14 protein-coding genes and 1 pseudogene are annotated in these 17734 nt (G+C 36.8%); 12 read left to right on the top strand and 3 right to left on the bottom strand.

Annotated features, from left to right (window positions below; all coding sequences use genetic code 11):
- Positions 1–354 precede the first annotated feature (354 nt).
- The 3 genes and pseudogenes from D8M06_RS09405 to D8M06_RS09395 all read left to right on the top strand — a co-directional run bounded on the left by D8M06_RS09405 (position 355) and on the right by D8M06_RS09395 (position 3914).
- A pseudogene (locus D8M06_RS09405) lies at positions 355–707 on the top strand (VOC family protein).
- A 140-nt stretch (positions 708–847) separates the two neighbouring features.
- Positions 848–2515, top strand: a complete 1668-nt coding sequence (locus D8M06_RS09400; protein WP_194074628.1) for a ribonuclease J — start codon at positions 848–850, stop codon at positions 2513–2515.
- 346 nt (positions 2516–2861) lie between these two features.
- Positions 2862–3914, top strand: coding sequence for a C45 family autoproteolytic acyltransferase/hydrolase (locus D8M06_RS09395; RefSeq protein ID WP_121204138.1), 1053 nt, complete (start codon positions 2862–2864; stop codon positions 3912–3914).
- 160 nt (positions 3915–4074) lie between these two features.
- On the opposite strand, the gene D8M06_RS09390 is transcribed toward D8M06_RS09395, so the two are convergent.
- On the bottom strand, positions 4075–4755 hold the full coding sequence (locus tag D8M06_RS09390) for a DUF3888 domain-containing protein (RefSeq protein ID WP_121204137.1): 681 nt from the start codon (positions 4753–4755) through the stop codon (positions 4075–4077).
- Positions 4756–5235: 480 nt separating this feature from the next.
- Between D8M06_RS09390 and D8M06_RS09385 the strand changes: the two genes are divergently transcribed.
- From D8M06_RS09385 to D8M06_RS09355, 7 genes are all read left to right on the top strand, one after another.
- Positions 5236–5802 (top strand): sulfurtransferase TusA family protein, encoded by a 567-nt coding sequence (locus tag D8M06_RS09385; protein WP_421904223.1) that lies wholly within the window; start codon positions 5236–5238, stop codon positions 5800–5802.
- Position 5803: 1 nt separating this feature from the next.
- Positions 5804–6199: a DsrE/DsrF/DrsH-like family protein gene (locus tag D8M06_RS09380; protein ID WP_121204135.1), complete on the top strand. Its 396-nt coding sequence runs from the start codon at positions 5804–5806 to the stop codon at positions 6197–6199.
- Positions 6200–6287: 88 nt separating this feature from the next.
- Positions 6288–7415 (top strand): MBL fold metallo-hydrolase, encoded by a 1128-nt coding sequence (locus D8M06_RS09375; RefSeq protein WP_121204134.1) that lies wholly within the window; start codon positions 6288–6290, stop codon positions 7413–7415.
- Between the two features lie 35 nt (positions 7416–7450).
- Complete coding sequence (locus D8M06_RS09370; RefSeq protein ID WP_121204133.1) at positions 7451–7678, top strand: sulfurtransferase TusA family protein; 228 nt, start codon at positions 7451–7453, stop codon at positions 7676–7678.
- A 159-nt stretch (positions 7679–7837) separates the two neighbouring features.
- On the top strand, positions 7838–8617 hold the full coding sequence (locus D8M06_RS09365; RefSeq protein ID WP_121204132.1) for a sulfite exporter TauE/SafE family protein: 780 nt from the start codon (positions 7838–7840) through the stop codon (positions 8615–8617).
- A 683-nt stretch (positions 8618–9300) separates the two neighbouring features.
- Complete coding sequence (locus D8M06_RS09360) at positions 9301–9597, top strand: rhodanese-like domain-containing protein (protein WP_121204131.1); 297 nt, start codon at positions 9301–9303, stop codon at positions 9595–9597.
- An 11-nt stretch (positions 9598–9608) separates the two neighbouring features.
- A complete protein-coding gene (locus D8M06_RS09355) occupies positions 9609–11303 on the top strand; it encodes an FAD-dependent oxidoreductase (RefSeq protein ID WP_121204130.1) in 1695 nt (564 codons plus the stop codon).
- 335 nt (positions 11304–11638) lie between these two features.
- On the opposite strand, the gene D8M06_RS09350 is transcribed toward D8M06_RS09355, so the two are convergent.
- Positions 11639–12625 (bottom strand): diaminopimelate dehydrogenase, encoded by a 987-nt coding sequence (locus D8M06_RS09350; protein ID WP_121204129.1) that lies wholly within the window; start codon positions 12623–12625, stop codon positions 11639–11641.
- A 674-nt stretch (positions 12626–13299) separates the two neighbouring features.
- Between D8M06_RS09350 and ahpC the strand changes: the two genes are divergently transcribed.
- Together ahpC and ahpF are read left to right on the top strand one after the other, a co-directional pair.
- Complete coding sequence (gene ahpC / locus D8M06_RS09345) at positions 13300–13863, top strand: alkyl hydroperoxide reductase subunit C (protein WP_121204128.1); 564 nt, start codon at positions 13300–13302, stop codon at positions 13861–13863.
- Positions 13864–13876: 13 nt separating this feature from the next.
- Positions 13877–15445: an alkyl hydroperoxide reductase subunit F gene (gene ahpF / locus D8M06_RS09340; RefSeq protein ID WP_121204127.1), complete on the top strand. Its 1569-nt coding sequence runs from the start codon at positions 13877–13879 to the stop codon at positions 15443–15445.
- Positions 15446–15622: 177 nt separating this feature from the next.
- On the opposite strand, the gene D8M06_RS09335 is transcribed toward ahpF, so the two are convergent.
- Positions 15623–17716, bottom strand: coding sequence for a methyl-accepting chemotaxis protein (locus D8M06_RS09335; protein ID WP_158591773.1), 2094 nt, complete (start codon positions 17714–17716; stop codon positions 15623–15625).
- Between the last annotated feature and the right edge of the window lie 18 nt (positions 17717–17734).

Raw genomic sequence — 17734 nt, 5'->3', positions numbered from 1 at the left:
GGTTTATATAAGTATTAAAATAAATGGAAGGAAGTGCCATAAGAAAAAGAAAGAAACCGTATTTGATATTTTAAATATCGCATATAAACCAAACGTATCAGAAGCAAAGAACTAATCCTTTAGTAAAATAAATAGTCTGAAAATAAAGTTTCCTTAGGAGGCTTATTTCCGCATGCAGAAAATTATTTAGAAAAACAAAAAAGAGAAAAAGCTAACAAAAATTAATGATTTGTATTCATTATTTTTTGTTAGCTTGATGGCTATGGAACCTGTCCCTCCGTCCCCATTTAGAAGCAGGATTTCAAATTAACTATGTAGAATAGTTAATTTGAATCTTCTAAAAGGGGGGCTTCTATGGATCATCCTATTTTAAAACAAATCGGAACAGTATTTATTCCAGTAAGCAACATTGAGAAAGCGAGAGATTGGTACTGCGATATTTTAGGACTAAAAACAGATGGAGAAATTCAGTTTGGCCATCTTTATGTTATTCCTATGGAAGGAACCGGGATAGTGTTAGATAGTAAGATTTATTCAGAGGATAATATTTTTAAATTCCGCCATTCCACTTCAATACAAAAAACATTGAAGAAGCATTTCATTTTATGAGTAATAAGGACGTTGATTTAATTACACCAATCCAACATAATCATTATTTTAATTTTAAAGATCCAGATGGAAATGTCTTAATGGTATGTAAATGTTAGTGGGACAGGGGGACAGGTTCCTTGTCCCCCAGGGGACGAGGAACCTGTCCCTCCGTCCCACTGATATCCCTCCGTCCCACTGATAAAATGATTTTTCCAGGGGCATACTAAAGGAAATTAATATGTGGGAGGGTATAAAATTGCAATCAATGGAAAATGGGTTATCCATCTTTGCCCTTGGTGGTTTAAATGAGATAGGGAAGAATATGTACGCTATTGAATGTGGCGAAGATATTGTACTAATCGATTGTGGAAATAAGTTTCCCGACGAGAGTTTATTAGGTATTGATTTAATTATTCCCGATATTTCTTATCTAATCGAAAATAAGGAGAGAGTTCGGGCTTTAATTGTCACACATGGTCATGAGGATCATATTGGAGGAGTTCCTTTCTTTTTGAAAAAAATTAATGTACCAGTGTATGCAACGCGATTTACACTGGGGCTTATTGAAATCAAATTAAAAGAACATCGCTACTTAAGAGAAAGTGAACTGATTGAAATCCATTCCGATTCCACCGTTCAAATCGGGGATATGGATATTAGCTTTTTTCAGGTGAATCATAGTATTCCTGATTGCTTAGGGATCGTATTTAATACGCCTGAAGGAACGATTGTACATACGGGTGATTTCAAGTTTGACTGGACGCCTGCGAATGATGAGCGACCAGAAATTCACAAGATGGCCGAAGTTGGGAACAAAGGGGTACTGCTTCTGTTGTCGGAAAGCACGAATGCAGAGCGGCCTGGTTATACCCCTTCGGAACAAATGGTAGGTAAAAATTTGGAACAATTATTTATCAGAGCGAATCGAAAAGTATTTGTATCAACTTTCGCATCCAATGTTAGCCGGATTCAACAGGTTGTGGAAGCTTCACAGAAGACCAATCGAAAGCTGGCTTTACTTGGTCGGTCCATGGTAAATGTTGTAAAGGTTGCAAGGGAACGTGGCTATTTAAATATACCAAAAGGGATGTTAATAGAAGCTCGTGATATGAAAGAATTTCCTCCAGAAATGGTGACAGTTCTATGCACTGGAAGCCAAGGAGAGGCAATGGCGGCGCTTAGTCGATTATCCACTGGCAACTATCGAGATGCCGAGATATTACCTGAAGACACGGTTATCCTTGCAGCAGGGCCCATCCCTGGGAATGAAAAAAATGTGACGAGAATTGTTGATAACTTATATAAACTAGGAGCACATGTCATATATGGTTCTGGTAGCAGTTCAGGTATGCATGTTTCCGGTCATGGTTATCAAGAGGATTTACGGCTGATGCTTACTTTAATGAAACCAAAATACTTTGTACCTATACACGGAGAATATCGAATGCTGCATCATCATCGACTACTCGCAGAATCAGTAGGAGTCGAAGAAGAAAACACGTTTATCTTGAAAAATGGCGATGTAGTAGATATTGAAAATTCGGTTGCTCGCAGTACGAGAAGCATCCCAAGTGGCAACACGTATATTGACGGCGTGGATATTGGAAATATGGAATTTGTATTACGAGACCGCAAACAAATTTCCGAGGACGGTATGCTCATGATTATCATTCCAATGAATAAACAGGAGGAAAAAGTCCTCACCAATCCTGAATTTATTTCACGCGGCTTCGTCGATCAGAATTTCTCTGAGCTCCGAAAAGGAATGAATCGAATTACGCTAGAAACAATTAACGAGCTCCATGAAGCCAATCGATATTCATGGAACACGCTGAAAAAACAGATCAAAAGATCCATAGCAAAATATGTAAAAGACCGCACGAAAAAGGAACCGATGATTATCCCTATATTATTGGATATTTAAAATGGAACTTCTAATCTCTTGGACAAATGAAAGCTAACATGTTGCTACATTTGTCCAGGAGCTTTTTAAAATCCGATGAGCGAATTTATAGCAATTTTTATAAACTCCGATAGTGCCCCCCGTTCTTTTCATGAAACTATCATACGCATCAGGATCCTTCAGCCATCGATGATAAACGTCTCTCTGTTCTATTATATGCCTCTCCTTTTCAAAAAAAGTAGTGTTCGCAATGCAAGATTATTTGCTTGACGGTTAATTGGAATATAGGTATTATTTATAATTTCAGTTGATAAGTAAAACCTATTCGTGATAGACACATACGCTAGTTCAGAAAGGAAAGGCAAACATGAAACATGTGTATAGTGATGTGATTACATTTACAGGAAATCATTACGATTTCGGTTACATGCAGGGAGAATTATTAAAGTCCTCTCCTATACTAGCCAATCGGCAAAACCAGAGTGCCTCAAGAAGAAAACATCATTTTACGATAGATGAAGAAAAATCCGTCGAGTTGTTAACGACGCTTATTCCAGGAATGATAGATGAACTTCGTGGATTAGCGGACGCTTTGCAAATGAATTCAACCGAAGCGCTAAGAGAGTTTGGTGGATATTATATGGAATATACGAGAAGCGGTTGCTCGATTTTAACTGGATCTTCCTATATGATTCGTAATTACGACAGCCACCCAGCAGGTTACGAGGGGCGTTATCTATTGTATCAACCAACAGATGCTGGCTATGCGACAATGGGTCCTTCAGGGCAGATTACCGGACGATTAGATGGAATGAATGAAAAAGGTTTAGCAGTGGGATTTAATTTCATCAATCGACTAGGCTCTGCTGACGGCTTTATTTGTGCCATGATTACCCGCATTCTGTTAGAAACCTGTGCGAACGTAGAAGAAGCAGTAACACTTATAAAAGAAATTCCACATCGCACGTCGTTTAGTTATGTGTTATTAGATTCAAGTGGAATATCTTATGTAGTCGAAGCATCTCCAAGGTCGGTTGCAGTAAGAAAAAACCATATTAGTACGAATCATTTTGAGATGTTAACCGAAGAAAACCGCTATCATATGGCTGACTCGCTTCGAAGACAACAATTGTTAGGGAATCAAGCAAGAGAAGCAACCGTCGTGAATTCTTACCGCCTGTTAAATGATACCGATAAAGAAGTATTTTCGAATAAATATGGTGCGGCATCAGGAACATTGCATACTGCTGTTTATCTTCCTGAAGAAAGAAAGGCTTGGTTTGCCATCGGTGGGGACCGAAATCCTGTCATTTTTGATTTTAACCGTTTCTTGCAGGGAGAAAAAATCAACATTAAGCAGATAAAGGGAACCATTGAATACGAGCAAGGGTTTCTAAATCAGGAAATTTTTGGTGGCTGAGTGGTGAATAACGGGGTTGTAATTTGGGAGGTGGTTTATTTTATTAGACTGTCTCCCGTTTTTTAATTACAATCTACACTAGTAATTTTTAGTGTCCCTCATGCGCGAACGCCAAGAGGGAGGGGGACGATGAACCTGTCCCCTTTGGTTGAAGAAGAATCTAACGCAATTCTAACTTAGACCATTCCTCTTCAGGTATGTCCCTATGCTTGTAATCCAAAACGTTAATCTCATTTCCTTTTATTCTAAAGGTTATGGTTTCTTCACCGTATGGAGGATTATGAGCACCTTCAAATGTTTGAACTTGAACTGTCACGTAATAAATATTGTCTGTTTCATCTTTTTTTATTTCAATAATTTTCTCGAAGCCCTGATACCAAAGTTTTGGTTCGTAATGTTCTTCAATTGCTTTGCTTATCGGTTCAATTAACCGTTTAATTAAAACCTCTTTCAATAGTGTTTTCGGTACAGGTATTCTTTCTATTTTCTTTCTTTTTATATCAGTAATATCCCATACACCAGTTGGTCCTTTTTCAACCTGATAAAGAACATTGGTACCGTCTTTTTTCCAAAGGTGGATATAGCCTTGATTTCCTTTTGTATAGAAACGAGGTTCATCTATCCATTCTTGTTCTAATTGAATTACCCAAAGATATAATTGCATCAGTGGAGTTATTTTATTCCCTAATTGATTGAGACTAGCTAAAGATTCATATGTATACCCTGATAAATCGATATTAAATTCATCATTAGCATTCTTCATTTGTTGATTACTTGCGTGTACTGTTAAGGGCAACATAAAACAACAAAAAATCAGTATAATCGTTGCATTCAATTTCATTATTATCACCTCCTTTTATTTTGTGTTATTTACGAGAGTTTTATTTTCATTGAACTAACCTTCTGCTAAAAGTTGTACTCCAAAACTGACTTCTTAGCAATTGGGGAGGTGATTTATTTTATTAGACTGTCTCCCGTTTTTTTAATTAAAATTTACACTAGTAATATACGTTGCAGTGCACTAATGACGCGAACCTTGAGGGGGGACGATGAACCTGTCCCTCTGTCCCGTTTATAATTATTATAAAAAGCTGTTGACAAATTACCTATAAGGGTATATTATTACCCCTGTAAGTATTTTTCTGCGAAACATTATCAGTGAATAATAACTGAAGTTGTTTGGTGGGGAGCAGCAAACATTTAAATTTGTCGTAAATCAATAGCGTTACGACTTTTTATTTATTAATCAAAATACCCGTGATGGTATAAAGATTAACCAATGCTTTATTTTTTTACTGAAAACAATACCTAAGGGGGTAAGATGGTGGTTAAAGCAGATAAACAATTAGATGCAAAGGGCTTAGCATGTCCGATGCCTATTGTAAAAACGAAAAAAACAATAAATGAACTAGAAGAAGGTCAAGTTCTTGAAGTTCAAGCCACCGATAAAGGATCCAAAGCAGATTTAGCTGCTTGGGCTGGTACGGTTGGACATCAATATATCGGAACGGTAGAAGAAGACGACGTGTTATACCACTATATTCGTAAATGTAGTGACGACACCATCGAGGAAAAAACATATGAAAAAACCGTTTCGCATGATGACCTAGAAGAGCGTGACGGATTGGTGCTAGATGTACGGGAAGAGGCTGAATTTGCCTTTGGTCACATGGAAGGTGCCAAGTCCATTCCTATGGGTGAATTAGAGTCACGTATGGATGAACTGGATAAAAACCAAGAAATATTTGTCATTTGTCGAACTGGAAAACGTTCAGACATGGCAGCACAACTTTTAGCAAAAAATGGGTTTACTAAAGTATATAATGTTCTACCGGGGATGACCGAGTGGAATGGTAATCTAACTAAAAATGTTAATGGAGGAATGTAGTATGTCAAATAAAGTAGCAATTATCGCAGCAAATGGTGGAATGTTCGATGCATATAAGGTGTTTAATATTGCAACAGCAGCAGCAGCTTCTGATAAGGAAGTAGCTATCTTCTTTACGTTTGAAGGTTTAAACCTTATTCATAAACAAGGAATGCATGCATTAGAAATGCCAGCAGGAAAAGAACATTTTGCGGAAGGCTTTAAGAAAGCACAAGTACCATCAATTCCAGAATTAGTTGAAATGGCAACCGAATTAGGTGTTAAGTTTATTGCTTGCCAAATGACGATGGATGTTATGGGATTAACAAAAGAAGACTTTGTTGATAACATTGAAGTTGGGGGAGCTGTGACGTTCCTAGACTTCGCAAAAGATGCTTCACCAACTCTAACTTTCTAAATCATTTATAGTTAAAAATCTTATATGCAGTGAGGATTTCCTTGCTGCATAAAAAATGGACAAAAATATACCTATGGGGGTAAGTGTGATGACAGTAAATAAATGGACAGCAGCACAAGTTGCTAGAAAGGTAATTGAAAACAAGGAATTATTCATTTTAGATGTACGAAATAAAAATGACTTTGATGATTGGAAGATAGAAGGTCATCAATTCGAGTATTTAAATATTCCATACTTTGAATTATTAGATGGCGTAGAGGAAATTTTACCGAAACTACCAACAGATAAAGAAGTTTTAGTCGTGTGTGCGAAAGAAGGCTCATCTGTCATGGTGGCAGAAATGTTATCTGATGCTGGTCTTGATGCTGCTTATCTTGAAGGTGGTATGAAATCCTGGAGCATGTATTTAGAGCCTATTAAAGTAGCAGATTTAGCTGATGGTGGAGAATTATACCAATTTGTCCGTCTAGGTAAAGGTTGTCTATCTTATATGGTTATTTCTGAGAATGAAGCTGCAATCATTGATGCTGTACGCTTTACAGATGTATTCATTAACTTCGCTAAGGAAAAAGGGGTAGAGATTAAGCATGTATTCGATACCCATTTACATGCGGACCATATTTCTGGTGGTCGTCATATTGCGGCTGAAACAGGTGCGACCTATTACTTGCCACCTAAAGATGCTGGTGAAGTAGTGTATGAATATACAGCTCTAACAGATGGATTAACCGTACAAATAGGGTCTGCTAAAATCGAAGTGAATGCTCTATATTCACCAGGCCATACAATTGGATCAACATCCTTTGTCATTGACAATAAGTTCCTACTAACTGGAGACATTTTATTTATTGATTCCATTGGTCGCCCTGACTTAGCTGGTTTAGCTGATGATTGGGTAGGTGATTTGCGTGAAACCTTGTACACTAGATACCGTAAATTAGCGGAAGACTTAATTGTATTACCAGCGCATTTCATGATTATCGATGAATTAAATGAAGATGGTACAGTTGCCAAACCTTTGGGTGACTTATTAAAAGAAAATCATGGATTAAATATCGAAGACGAACAAGAATTCCGTTCCACTGTAACGGATAATCTACCACCACAACCAAATGCACATGTACAAATTCGTCAAGTAAATATGGGTAAAATTACGCCAAATAATGACGAACAAACGGAAATGGAAATCGGACCGAACCGTTGTGCGGTAAGATAATTTCTTGATAAATTTTTTAACAAGGAGAGAGTAATATGAATATAACAAAAACATTAGATGCAAAAGGATTAGCATGTCCAATGCCAATCGTTAAAACAAAAAAGGCAATGGATACAATCCATTCAAATGAAGTGTTAGAAGTAATGGTAACAGATAAAGGTGCCTTAAGTGATATACCTGCATGGGCAAAATCAGGAGGTCACTCTATTATCGATCAAAAAGAAGAAGACGGCGTTATTTATTTCTATATTCAAAAAAACTAATTAAATAAGCGAGTAGTGTAAGCTATTCGCTTTTATTATTTAAAAGTGTTCTTTTTGGAAGTTTTGTTGCTTTTTAGACATCTATATAAAATGTTTAAAAAGCAACAATCTTTCAGAAATTACCCTTTAAGAAATAAGCTGTAGAAAGAAGGAAAATGAATGGACTTATCATTTATTTTGGTCATATTTGCTATTGGATTCGTCGGTTCATTTTTATCCGGAATGTTGGGTGTTGGCGGATCGATTATTAAATACCCAATGTTATTATATATCCCTCCATTGTTTGGACTTGCAGCATTTACGGCCCATGAAGTTTCTGGGATTAGTGCAGTACAAGTATTATTTGCTTCCATTGCAGGGGTATGGGCATTCCGAAAAGGTGGATTTTTAAATAAATCACTCATCCTCTATATGGGTGTTGCTATATTAATTGGTAGTTTGATTGGTAGCTATGGCTCAAGTTTATTACCAGAAGCGGCCGTTAACGTGGTTTATGGTGTATTAGCATTAATTGCAGCTGTGATGATGTTTATTCCTAAGAAACAAGTGGATTCGAAACCGATGGAGCAGGTTACTTTTAATAAACCTCTTGCAACTATTTTAGCATTCATTGTAGGTATTGGATCAGGGATAGTTGGTGCTGCGGGTGGATTCTTGCTTGTGCCAATTATGTTAACTGTTTTGCACATACCGACAAGAATGACGATTGCCTCAAGTTTGGCTATTACTTTTATCTCCTCGATTGGAAGTAGTGCGGGAAAAATTCTAACAGGACAGGTAGATTATGTACCAGCAATCATCATGATAATTGCCAGTCTTATAGCCGCCCCACTTGGAGCAAGAGCTAGTAAGAGCATGAACACAAGAATATTACAGATTATCTTGGCGCTAATGATTGCAGGAACTGCTATTAAAATTTGGATAGATATTTTAACGTAATTACTTCTTAATCGTCGGAGTTGATAAATCGACTCCAGCTTGTCCTGATAATTTAGTGTGTTTACATTTGCTGCGCTAGAATACTACGCTTTTCGTGAGAGGTGGCACTCTATATCAACTACGATGTTTAATAAGCGAAAATCCTTTAGAATATTCAGTATAACCTAATTTCCATTTTATATAGATTATGGATATCTTTAATTCAGAATAGTGTAGCTCTCGCTTACAATTATGAATGTATTGTGCGATCATTCGCTTCAGCAGAATACTTCGCTTTCCGCGGGCACGGCCTCAGCCTCCTCGCAGAAACCCGCTGCTGCGGGGTCTTCGGACACGTGCTATTCCCGCAGGAGTCTCCGTATTCTGCCTCCGCTTAGTTAGATGCTCAAGATTTTTTTGAGTGTATAGCTCATGAAATCACGTTTAAGACCGTTAATGTTCTTAAAAACAGCATATTTCTTGTTTTTACAGGTAGAGCAGACAAATTAGCGGAGGAAATACACGGAGACTCCTTGAAAAAGAAAACCACTTTTCTGCGTGCGATGTGTCGCTGCCGAAGCGAGGTTAAGCACATTACTATGAATTCAGATTATCAACAATTTCTATTAACTGTAAAGTATAAAAAGCAAAATAAAGATTCATAGAAAATGTATAACAACAAGAAAAGAAGGAGTAAACATCTTATGAAAACTATACAACCAGATCAGTTACTTGAAAAAATAAAAAAAGGTGAAAATGTTAATATTATTGATGTACGAGAGGATCTTGAAGTTGCTGCGGGTAAAATTCCTGAAGCGAATCATATTCCTTTAGGGGATATTCCTCATTCATTGGATAAACTAGATAAAAACAAACATTATTATATGGTATGTCATTCTGGCGGAAGAAGTTCTTCGGCATGTGAATATTTGGTCAATCAAGGATACGACGTAACAAATATGATTGGCGGCATGTTAGCTTGGCCAGGAGAAACAAAATAGGAGGGTATGATATGACCAAAAAAGTTTTAGTTGTTGGTGGAGTTGCAGGAGGTGCTTCTGTTGCTGCTAGAGTTCGACGTTTAGATGAAAGTGCAGAAGTGATCATGTTTGAAAAAGGTCCTCATGTATCCTTTTCGAACTGTTCATTGCCTTATCATTTAAGTGGTATTGTTGAAGAGAGCGAAAAACTTGTTTTAATGTCTCCTGAAATTTTTAAAGATCGATACAATATTGAAGCCAGAGTTCATCAAGAAGTCATGCAGATTAACCGGGAGAAGAAAACAATTACGGTAAAAGATTTGATGACAAATGAGACCTATGAAGAAAGTTATGATAAATTGGTTCTTTCTCCTGGGGCTTCTCCTATTCGACCAAACTTAGAAGGAATCAATAATTCGAATGTATTCACCGTTCGTAATGTAGTAGATATCGAGAATATCCAATCTTATATTATGCAGAAAGACATGAAAGATATTGCGGTCATTGGTGGAGGATTTATTGGGGTAGAAGTCGCAGAAAATCTAAAATTAGCGGACTATAATGTAACGTTAGTTGAGTTTGCTAATCAAGTAATGGCGCCTTTTGATTATGATATGGCACAAATTCTTCATAAAGAGATGACCGATCATGGTGTAGAACTTGTGCTAGATGATGGGTTAGCTAAGATTGCGGATGGCTTTGTAACAACAAACTCTGGTAAAAATATTGATGCACAGGCAGTAATATTGGCAATTGGTGTGAGACCAGAAACCAGCTTAGCATCTGATGCAGGTCTTGAGATTGGTGAAACTGGTGCGATTAAAGTGGATCATCATTATTTAACTAGTGATAAAGATATTTATGCAGTAGGGGATGCAATTGAAGTATACCATCGCTTGTTACGTAAGCCTACAAGATTAGCACTAGCAGGCCCAGCTCAAAAACAAGCACGAGCTGCCGCTGACCATATGTATGGAATTCCTAATAAAAATATTGGTGTCATAGGCTCATCATCTATCCATCTATTTGACGTTAATGCAGCTTCTACTGGATTAAATGCGAGAACAGCACAACAAGCTGGAATCAACCACGATTACGTTTACTTGATGCCAGGAGATAAAGTAGGACTAATGCCAAATAGTAATCCAATGCACTTTAAATTAATCTTTGAATATCCAACTGGTCGTATTTTAGGTGCTCAAGCAATCGGAAAAGGAAATGTAGATAAACGAATTGACGTCATCGCGACGATGATTACGATGAACGGAACATTGGAAGACTTAAAAGACCTTGAATTGAGTTACTCTCCAATGCTAGGAACTGCTAAAGATGTCGTCAATCATGCGGCATTAGTAGGGCGAAATTTATTGCAAGGAAGATACAAAGAGGTAAAAGTCTCACAAGTACGAGAATTAGTAGAGAGCAATGCTTTCATTATTGATGCTCGAGAAGAAAATGAATATCATGCTGGTCATTTTATCCATGCAGTTAATATTCCATTAAGTCAATTTAGACAAAGACTGGATGAGATTCCAAAAGATCAAGCAGTATATATCCACTGTCGTTCTGGTCAAAGAAGCTATAACATGGTGATGGCATTACAAAACCTAGGATATGAGAATGTCTATAACATTTCTGGATCCTATTTGGGTGTAAACCTTTATGAATACTTTAATGATTTAGTTACTGGTAGAGATAAGATTGTAACGGAGTATAATTTTAAATAATCTAGTACCTTTAGAGAATGAAAGCCTAGTTCAATAGTTGAACTAGGCTTTCATTGTATAGGGGAGAATGCTCATAACATGTTCAAGCAGCCCCCCAATAAGAAATACTCCACTTAAGATCTGTTACGGCGGTGTCTTTCTTTACCGCCTTTCATCTCATTTAATTCTTCTTTATTCTTATTTTTTTTCTTTTTTCCTTTATTTGTGCTCATGATAAACCTCCTTTTTCATGTAGTGTGTGTCATTCCATTTTCAATCATGCAAAGTTAACGATGTTTTAGTGATAACAAAAAAACAATCCCCTTATATAAAGGAGATTGTTTCAAGGCATTTTTTTATAGGTAATCTCTTCTTAATTCCTCTGCTGATCGCTCAGAAATATGACCTGGTGCCACATCATAAACAGTCTTCGCACCAAATTGTTTTTCATTGCTTAATCGATAAGCAGCTCTTGCATAAGCTACCAATACGCTAGAAGTGAATTCTGGATTGCTGTCTAGTTTAAGGGAGAATTCATAAATTTGCTTGTTGTCTTCTCCTGTATTACCACCTCGGATCACAAACCCACCGTGTGGTGCTTTGGAGTGGTCACGATTTAATTCTTCTTCTGTGATAAAGTTTACTTCTGTATCGTAATCAGCGAAGTAATTTGGCATGGTTTTGATGGTGTTTTCAATTTCTGCTTTGTCCGCACCTTCTTCCGGAACAATATAGCATACGCGGCGATGTTTTTCAGCTGTAGTTAATTCAGGATTTTGACCACTGCGTACTTTTTCTATTGCGTCTTCCGCTGGGATGGTATATTGAACGCCATTTTTTACCCCTTCGACACGTCTAACTGCATCTGAATGTCCTTGGCTAAGTCCTTTACCCCAGAATGTATAGGTTTCCCCATTTGGTAGAACAGACTCGGCCATTACACGGTTGATGGAGAATAAGCCTGGATCCCATCCTACTGAAATGATTGCAGTCGTATTATTTTTGCTTGCAGCTTCATGAACGGACTGATAAAACTCAGGGATTTTAGCATGTGTATCGTAACTATCAACGGTATTGAACATACTTGCAAAATGAGGAGTTTGTTCTGGTAGGTCCGTTGCAGATCCACCGCATAGAAGCATGACATCAATTTTATCTTTATAATCAACTGCATCTGAGATATGTACAGCTTTTACATTAGGTTCATTCATGTCTAAATCCTTGGGGTCTCTTCTCGTGAATATTGCCACTAACTCCATGTCTCGCGTTTCTTTAATTGCTTTAACGGCACCTTTCCCAAGATTACCATACCCGACAATTCCTAGTTTGATCTTTTTACTCATATATCTGGCCCCTTATCTTTTCGTATTTATTAGCAGAAATGACTTTCATCATCTCCAATTTACTAATAGCTTTCTCCATTATAAGTGGAATAAATGTTCTTTGTAAAATGATATTTTGAAATAGGTAGAATCTAATTTGATTGGAATAGATTATGTCATAATTTGTATTTGGTTCCCATTATAAAGATGAAATTAAATAAATCAGGAAGCTCTATCAACAATCTGTACAACTTCAAAAAGCAACAAACAATACTCTACGAAAAGAACCTTATGATTCTATGATAATTCAGATGTTTTATCCAATCTATTTAAAAGTTTTTTCAATTAGATGTATGAAAAGTAAACCTAATGAGAAACTAGTTAGTGGAACAAAGACACGAAAAGGGGTAAACAGAAGAAATTGGTTCAACAGAAGTTTATTTTATAACGTAAATAGATGTTGGCTCGTAAAATATAATCTAGTAACCAATCATTTAACGACGCGAAAATAGTAAAAAAAGATATGACAAATTTGTTACAGATTGCTTGGTATGAATAAACTGACGTGATATACCTTATTCTGTGTCAGTTTGTTAATATACTTGACAAATACCGACATTTATACAATAATAAGTGTTAGATTAGAATTATTATTCATAAATCAAATTTATATTTATATAGGAGGAAGATTAATTATGTCATTAATCGGAAGTGAAGTAAAACCTTTTAGCGCGAAAGCTTATCAAAATGGAGAGTTCATCGATGTAACAGAAGAAAACTTAAAAGGCCACTGGAGTGTTGTTTGTTTTTACCCAGCAGATTTCTCATTTGTATGCCCGACAGAACTTGAGGATCTTCAAAAGGAATATGAAACATTACAAAGCCTTGGAGTAGAAGTATTCTCTGTTTCTACAGATACTCATTTTGTTCATAAAGGATGGCATGATAGCTCCGAGAAAATTGGTAAAATTACATATGCCATGATAGGAGATCCATCTCAAACTATTTCTCGTAATTTTGAAGTATTAAACGAAGAATCAGGTCTTGCTGATCGTGGTACGTTTATTATTGATCCAGACGGTGTTATCCAAACAGTAGAAATTAATGCAGATGGCATTGGCCGAGATGCAAGTATTCTAGTTGATAAAATCAAAGCAGCACAATATGTACGTAATAACCCAGGAGAAGTTTGTCCAGCAAAATGGCAAGAAGGTTCTGAGACATTAAAACCAAGCCTTGACCTTGTTGGAAAAATATAAGGAGTTGTCATAAATCATGTTAGAAGCAGGTATTAAAGCTCAATTAGACCAATATCTTCAACTATTGGAAAATGATATTGTACTGAAAGTAAGTTTGGGTTCTGACGACGTTTCAAAGGATATGCTTGCTCTTGTTGATGAGATAGCTTCCATGTCATCTAAAATTACGGTAGAAAAAACTCAATTGGAGCGAACTCCAAGTTTTAGTGTAAACCGTGTTGGGGAAGATTCAGGGGTTGCTTTTGCGGGTATCCCGCTAGGTCATGAATTTACTTCTTTAGTGTTAGCACTACTACAGGTTAGTGGAAGAGCTCCAAAAGTTGATCAAAGTGTTATTGATCAAGTGAAAAACATTAGTGGTGAATATCATTTTGAAACATTCGTTAGTCTAAGCTGCCACAACTGCCCTGACGTTGTGCAAGCATTGAATATGATGAGTGTTCTCAATCCTGGAATAAGCCATACGATGATTGATGGAGCGACCAATAAAGATGAAGTAGAAAGTAAAAACATTATGGCAGTGCCAACTGTACACTTAAATGGGGAATCATTTGGCAGTGGCCGTATGACAATAGAAGATATTCTATCCAAATTAGGTAGCGGGCCAGATGCATCCGAGTTGTCTAACAAAGAACCATATGATGTGCTTGTTGTAGGTGGGGGACCATCTGGTGCAAGTGCAGCGATTTATGCAGCACGTAAAGGCATCCGTACTGGTATTGTTACCGATCGCTTTGGTGGACAAGTTCTAGACACTATGAGTATTGAGAACTTTATCAGTGTGAAGCAGACGGAAGGACCTAAGCTCGTAGCAAGCTTGGAAGAGCATGTGAAAAATTACGATATTGAGATTCTTAACACACAACGTGTTAGTCGTTTAGAGAAGAAAGACCTTTTTGAAGTAGAGCTTGAAAATGGTGCTATTCTTAAGAGTCGAAGCGTTATTATCTCAACAGGTGCTCGCTGGCGCAATATTGGTGTTCCTGGAGAAGAAGAGTTCAAGAACAAAGGTGTAGCATACTGTGCTCACTGTGATGGACCATTGTTCGAAGGCAAAGATGTAGCTGTAATTGGTGGAGGTAACTCTGGTATTGAAGCTGCCATTGATCTTGCGGGTATTGTCAATCATGTAACTGTTCTTGAATTTGCTTCAGAGCTAAAAGCGGATGACGTATTGCAAGATCGTCTAAATAGCTTATCGAATGTAACAGTGAAGAAGAATGCTCAAACATTAGAAATCACTGGTACAGACAATGTCAATGGCATTAGCTATTATGACCGTGAGACGGAAGAAGTGAAAAAAGTTGATCTACAGGGTGTGTTTGTCCAAATCGGACTTGTACCAAACACCGATTGGCTAGACGATACTGTAGAACGAAATAAAATTGGTGAAATCATTGTAGATAAGCATGGATCTACAAACATCCCAGGATTATTTGCGGCAGGGGACTGTACGGATAGTGCTTATAATCAAATTATTATATCCATGGGATCAGGCGCAACTGCAGCATTAGGTGCGTTTGACTATCTCATCCGAACTCCAGATCCAAATAAAAACCCATCTAGTGAAACAGTTTCCTAGATAGTAGGTGAAGAAAAACTACACAGACATTGTTTTCACAATGTTTGTGTGGTTTTTTGTGTTTATGCGCGGTTTTTGATGGGAGAAAGGGAGGGGAGATGATAGAATGAATAGTAATACTTAACAGAAGGCACAACAAGAATCCTTTTACCATGTTGTGCCTTCCTTTAATCAAAATTAGATCTTAAACTGTTTTAAAATCCGTTGTAATTCTTCGGATAAATGCTTAAGCTCATCTGAAGTCGTAACAAGTGAATGGCTCACTCTTGTTTGTTCTACGGTTGATGCAGTTACTTCTTCACTAATTGCGGATGACTCTTGTGCTGTTGCACTTACATGTTCGATTGTCGATGATAATATCTCTTGAGATTCTCGTAGTTGGTTGATTGAACGAGATACTAAATCGATTTTGTTTGTGAATTCACTCATATTTTCTCCAACATCACTTAAAATCCCATCGGTCTCTTTTGCCTTCACCACTTGTTCTTTAAATATGGGATTCGCTTCCTCTAAAACGGTAAGTGTTTCATTCACGTTCGTAATAATCTCCGAAGTGATATTGCCAACCGTATTAATCGATTCTTTCGATCGTGTTGATAGCTTTCTAATTTCATCAGCAACAACTGCAAAACCTCTTCCAGCTTCACCTGCACGAGCTGCTTCGATGGTAGCATTTAATGAAAGCAAATTGGTTTGTTCCGAAATATTCGTTAATATGTTCATGATTTCACTTATGTGGTTGGTACTGGTCTTTAAAGAATCAGTTTTGTTCCGTAAAGCGGTTATCATTTGATCGACTTGTTGGGTTTGTTGAACCAAATCATTCATTTTATGGATACCAGTATTACTCTTCGCCAATACTTCCGATGCATAGTTTTCCATTTCGTTGTTGTTGTTAAATACAAGTTCAACTTCTCTGTTAATCTTGTTTGCTAATTGACTGCCATTTTCAGCCTCCTGAGTAAGACTAGTAGCACCACTTGCAATTTCTTCAGAGGCAGAGGCAATTTCCTTCGATGAGTCGGATTGCATCTGGGAAACGTCGGTTAATTCGGAAGCTGCATCTAATACTTTTGTTGATGCATCTCTTGTTTTCAAGATGATTTCCGATATTTTTTCGAGCATTTCATTAAAACTCACTGCTAAAGAACCGATTTCATCATTGCGACTAGATAGTTCTGAGCGGACGCTTAAATCTCCTTCTTTCGCTGTAGCCATTAAGTCAGAGATTTGTGCTAAAGGAACTCCAACTAACTTCACCATTCGTCTGCCTATGAAAATCGCTAAAATACTAGAAAGGATGATGATGACTAGAGTGATCATAAAAATGTATTGTGTGTCTTTCGTTAATTCTTTGGATGTAACTTCTCCTGCTAGATACCAGTCCGTTACGTCTGATTCATATTGGAAAATTAACTGTCCATCTTTTTCGATAACATTTTGATTGGAATCAACTGCTATTGGGAAGTTATTCTTGGTATTAATTTCCTCATCATTAAAGGAAAAGACGATATTATCGTTTTGGTCTATAAGTTTTACTAATCCATTTTCTCCAAATGTCACATCTTTCATCGCATTTTTAATTAATTCATTATCCAATTCAATAATCATCAGATAAGGATTATTGCTTATGTTCATTAATTGACCAAAGCTGGTGGTAGTAGTGTTAGCAGATGGAGAACCTCCTAACTTATCCCCTCCACCAATCCAAATCGTTGACTGCTTTGAACCAATTGCTTCCTTATACCATTCGGATTGAAGTAAATTATCTATTTCCTCTGGAGTTAGTGTGGAAGAAGAAAATAGCATTTTATTTTCAGTATTAAGTAAATGTAAATCTAAATATTCATCACTTATTGCAATCTCTACAATATGGTCATCGATATCTGTTAACGTTTGGTAATACTCGTATGTATCTTCTTCCGAATCGTGTTTACTGATTGTTTCAAGCGAGTTTAGAAAATTCTTATCCATCATCATTTCTGATATCTTATTTTTATAATTATTAATCATAAAATCGAGTTTATCTCCTGCTTGAATAATGGTTTGTTCAGATGCATTAGTCACTTTTGATTCGATAATGTTATTAGAAATAAAATAAGAGGAGAAGCCGACGATTGATACACTGAATAGTACACTTATGAAAAAACTGTAAAGTATTTTTTTGCTGATCGATTTTTTTACATGATTAGAAGTTAAGCTTTCGGTATTTGATCGTTTCTTCTTATTTGACTGGCTGTTTTTTTTAAGTTTTCTCTTTACCCATATCAATAAAATTACCTCCATTGC

This window comes from Oceanobacillus halophilus (genome assembly GCF_003628505.1).
Classification (GTDB): Bacteria; Bacillota; Bacilli; order Bacillales; family Amphibacillaceae; genus Oceanobacillus; species Oceanobacillus halophilus.
Note: the sequence above shows the minus strand (reverse complement) of the source record. Positions and strands in the feature narration are given on the sequence as shown.

Excerpts from the sequence above, each read along its gene's own strand:
- D8M06_RS09395 (WP_121204138.1), top strand. The coding sequence starts at position 2,862 with ATGAAACATGTGTATAGTGATGTGATTACATTTACAGGAAATCATTAC.
- D8M06_RS09390 (WP_121204137.1), bottom strand. The coding sequence starts at position 4,755 with ATGAAATTGAATGCAACGATTATACTGATTTTTTGTTGTTTTATGTTG.
- D8M06_RS09385 (WP_421904223.1), top strand. The coding sequence starts at position 5,236 with ATGGTGGTTAAAGCAGATAAACAATTAGATGCAAAGGGCTTAGCATGT.
- D8M06_RS09380 (WP_121204135.1), top strand. The coding sequence starts at position 5,804 with ATGTCAAATAAAGTAGCAATTATCGCAGCAAATGGTGGAATGTTCGAT.
- D8M06_RS09375 (WP_121204134.1), top strand. The coding sequence starts at position 6,288 with ATGACAGTAAATAAATGGACAGCAGCACAAGTTGCTAGAAAGGTAATT.
- D8M06_RS09370 (WP_121204133.1), top strand. The coding sequence starts at position 7,451 with ATGAATATAACAAAAACATTAGATGCAAAAGGATTAGCATGTCCAATG.
- D8M06_RS09365 (WP_121204132.1), top strand. The coding sequence starts at position 7,838 with ATGGACTTATCATTTATTTTGGTCATATTTGCTATTGGATTCGTCGGT.
- D8M06_RS09360 (WP_121204131.1), top strand. The coding sequence starts at position 9,301 with ATGAAAACTATACAACCAGATCAGTTACTTGAAAAAATAAAAAAAGGT.
- D8M06_RS09355 (WP_121204130.1), top strand. The coding sequence starts at position 9,609 with ATGACCAAAAAAGTTTTAGTTGTTGGTGGAGTTGCAGGAGGTGCTTCT.
- D8M06_RS09350 (WP_121204129.1), bottom strand. The coding sequence starts at position 12,625 with ATGAGTAAAAAGATCAAACTAGGAATTGTCGGGTATGGTAATCTTGGG.
- ahpC (WP_121204128.1), top strand. The coding sequence starts at position 13,300 with ATGTCATTAATCGGAAGTGAAGTAAAACCTTTTAGCGCGAAAGCTTAT.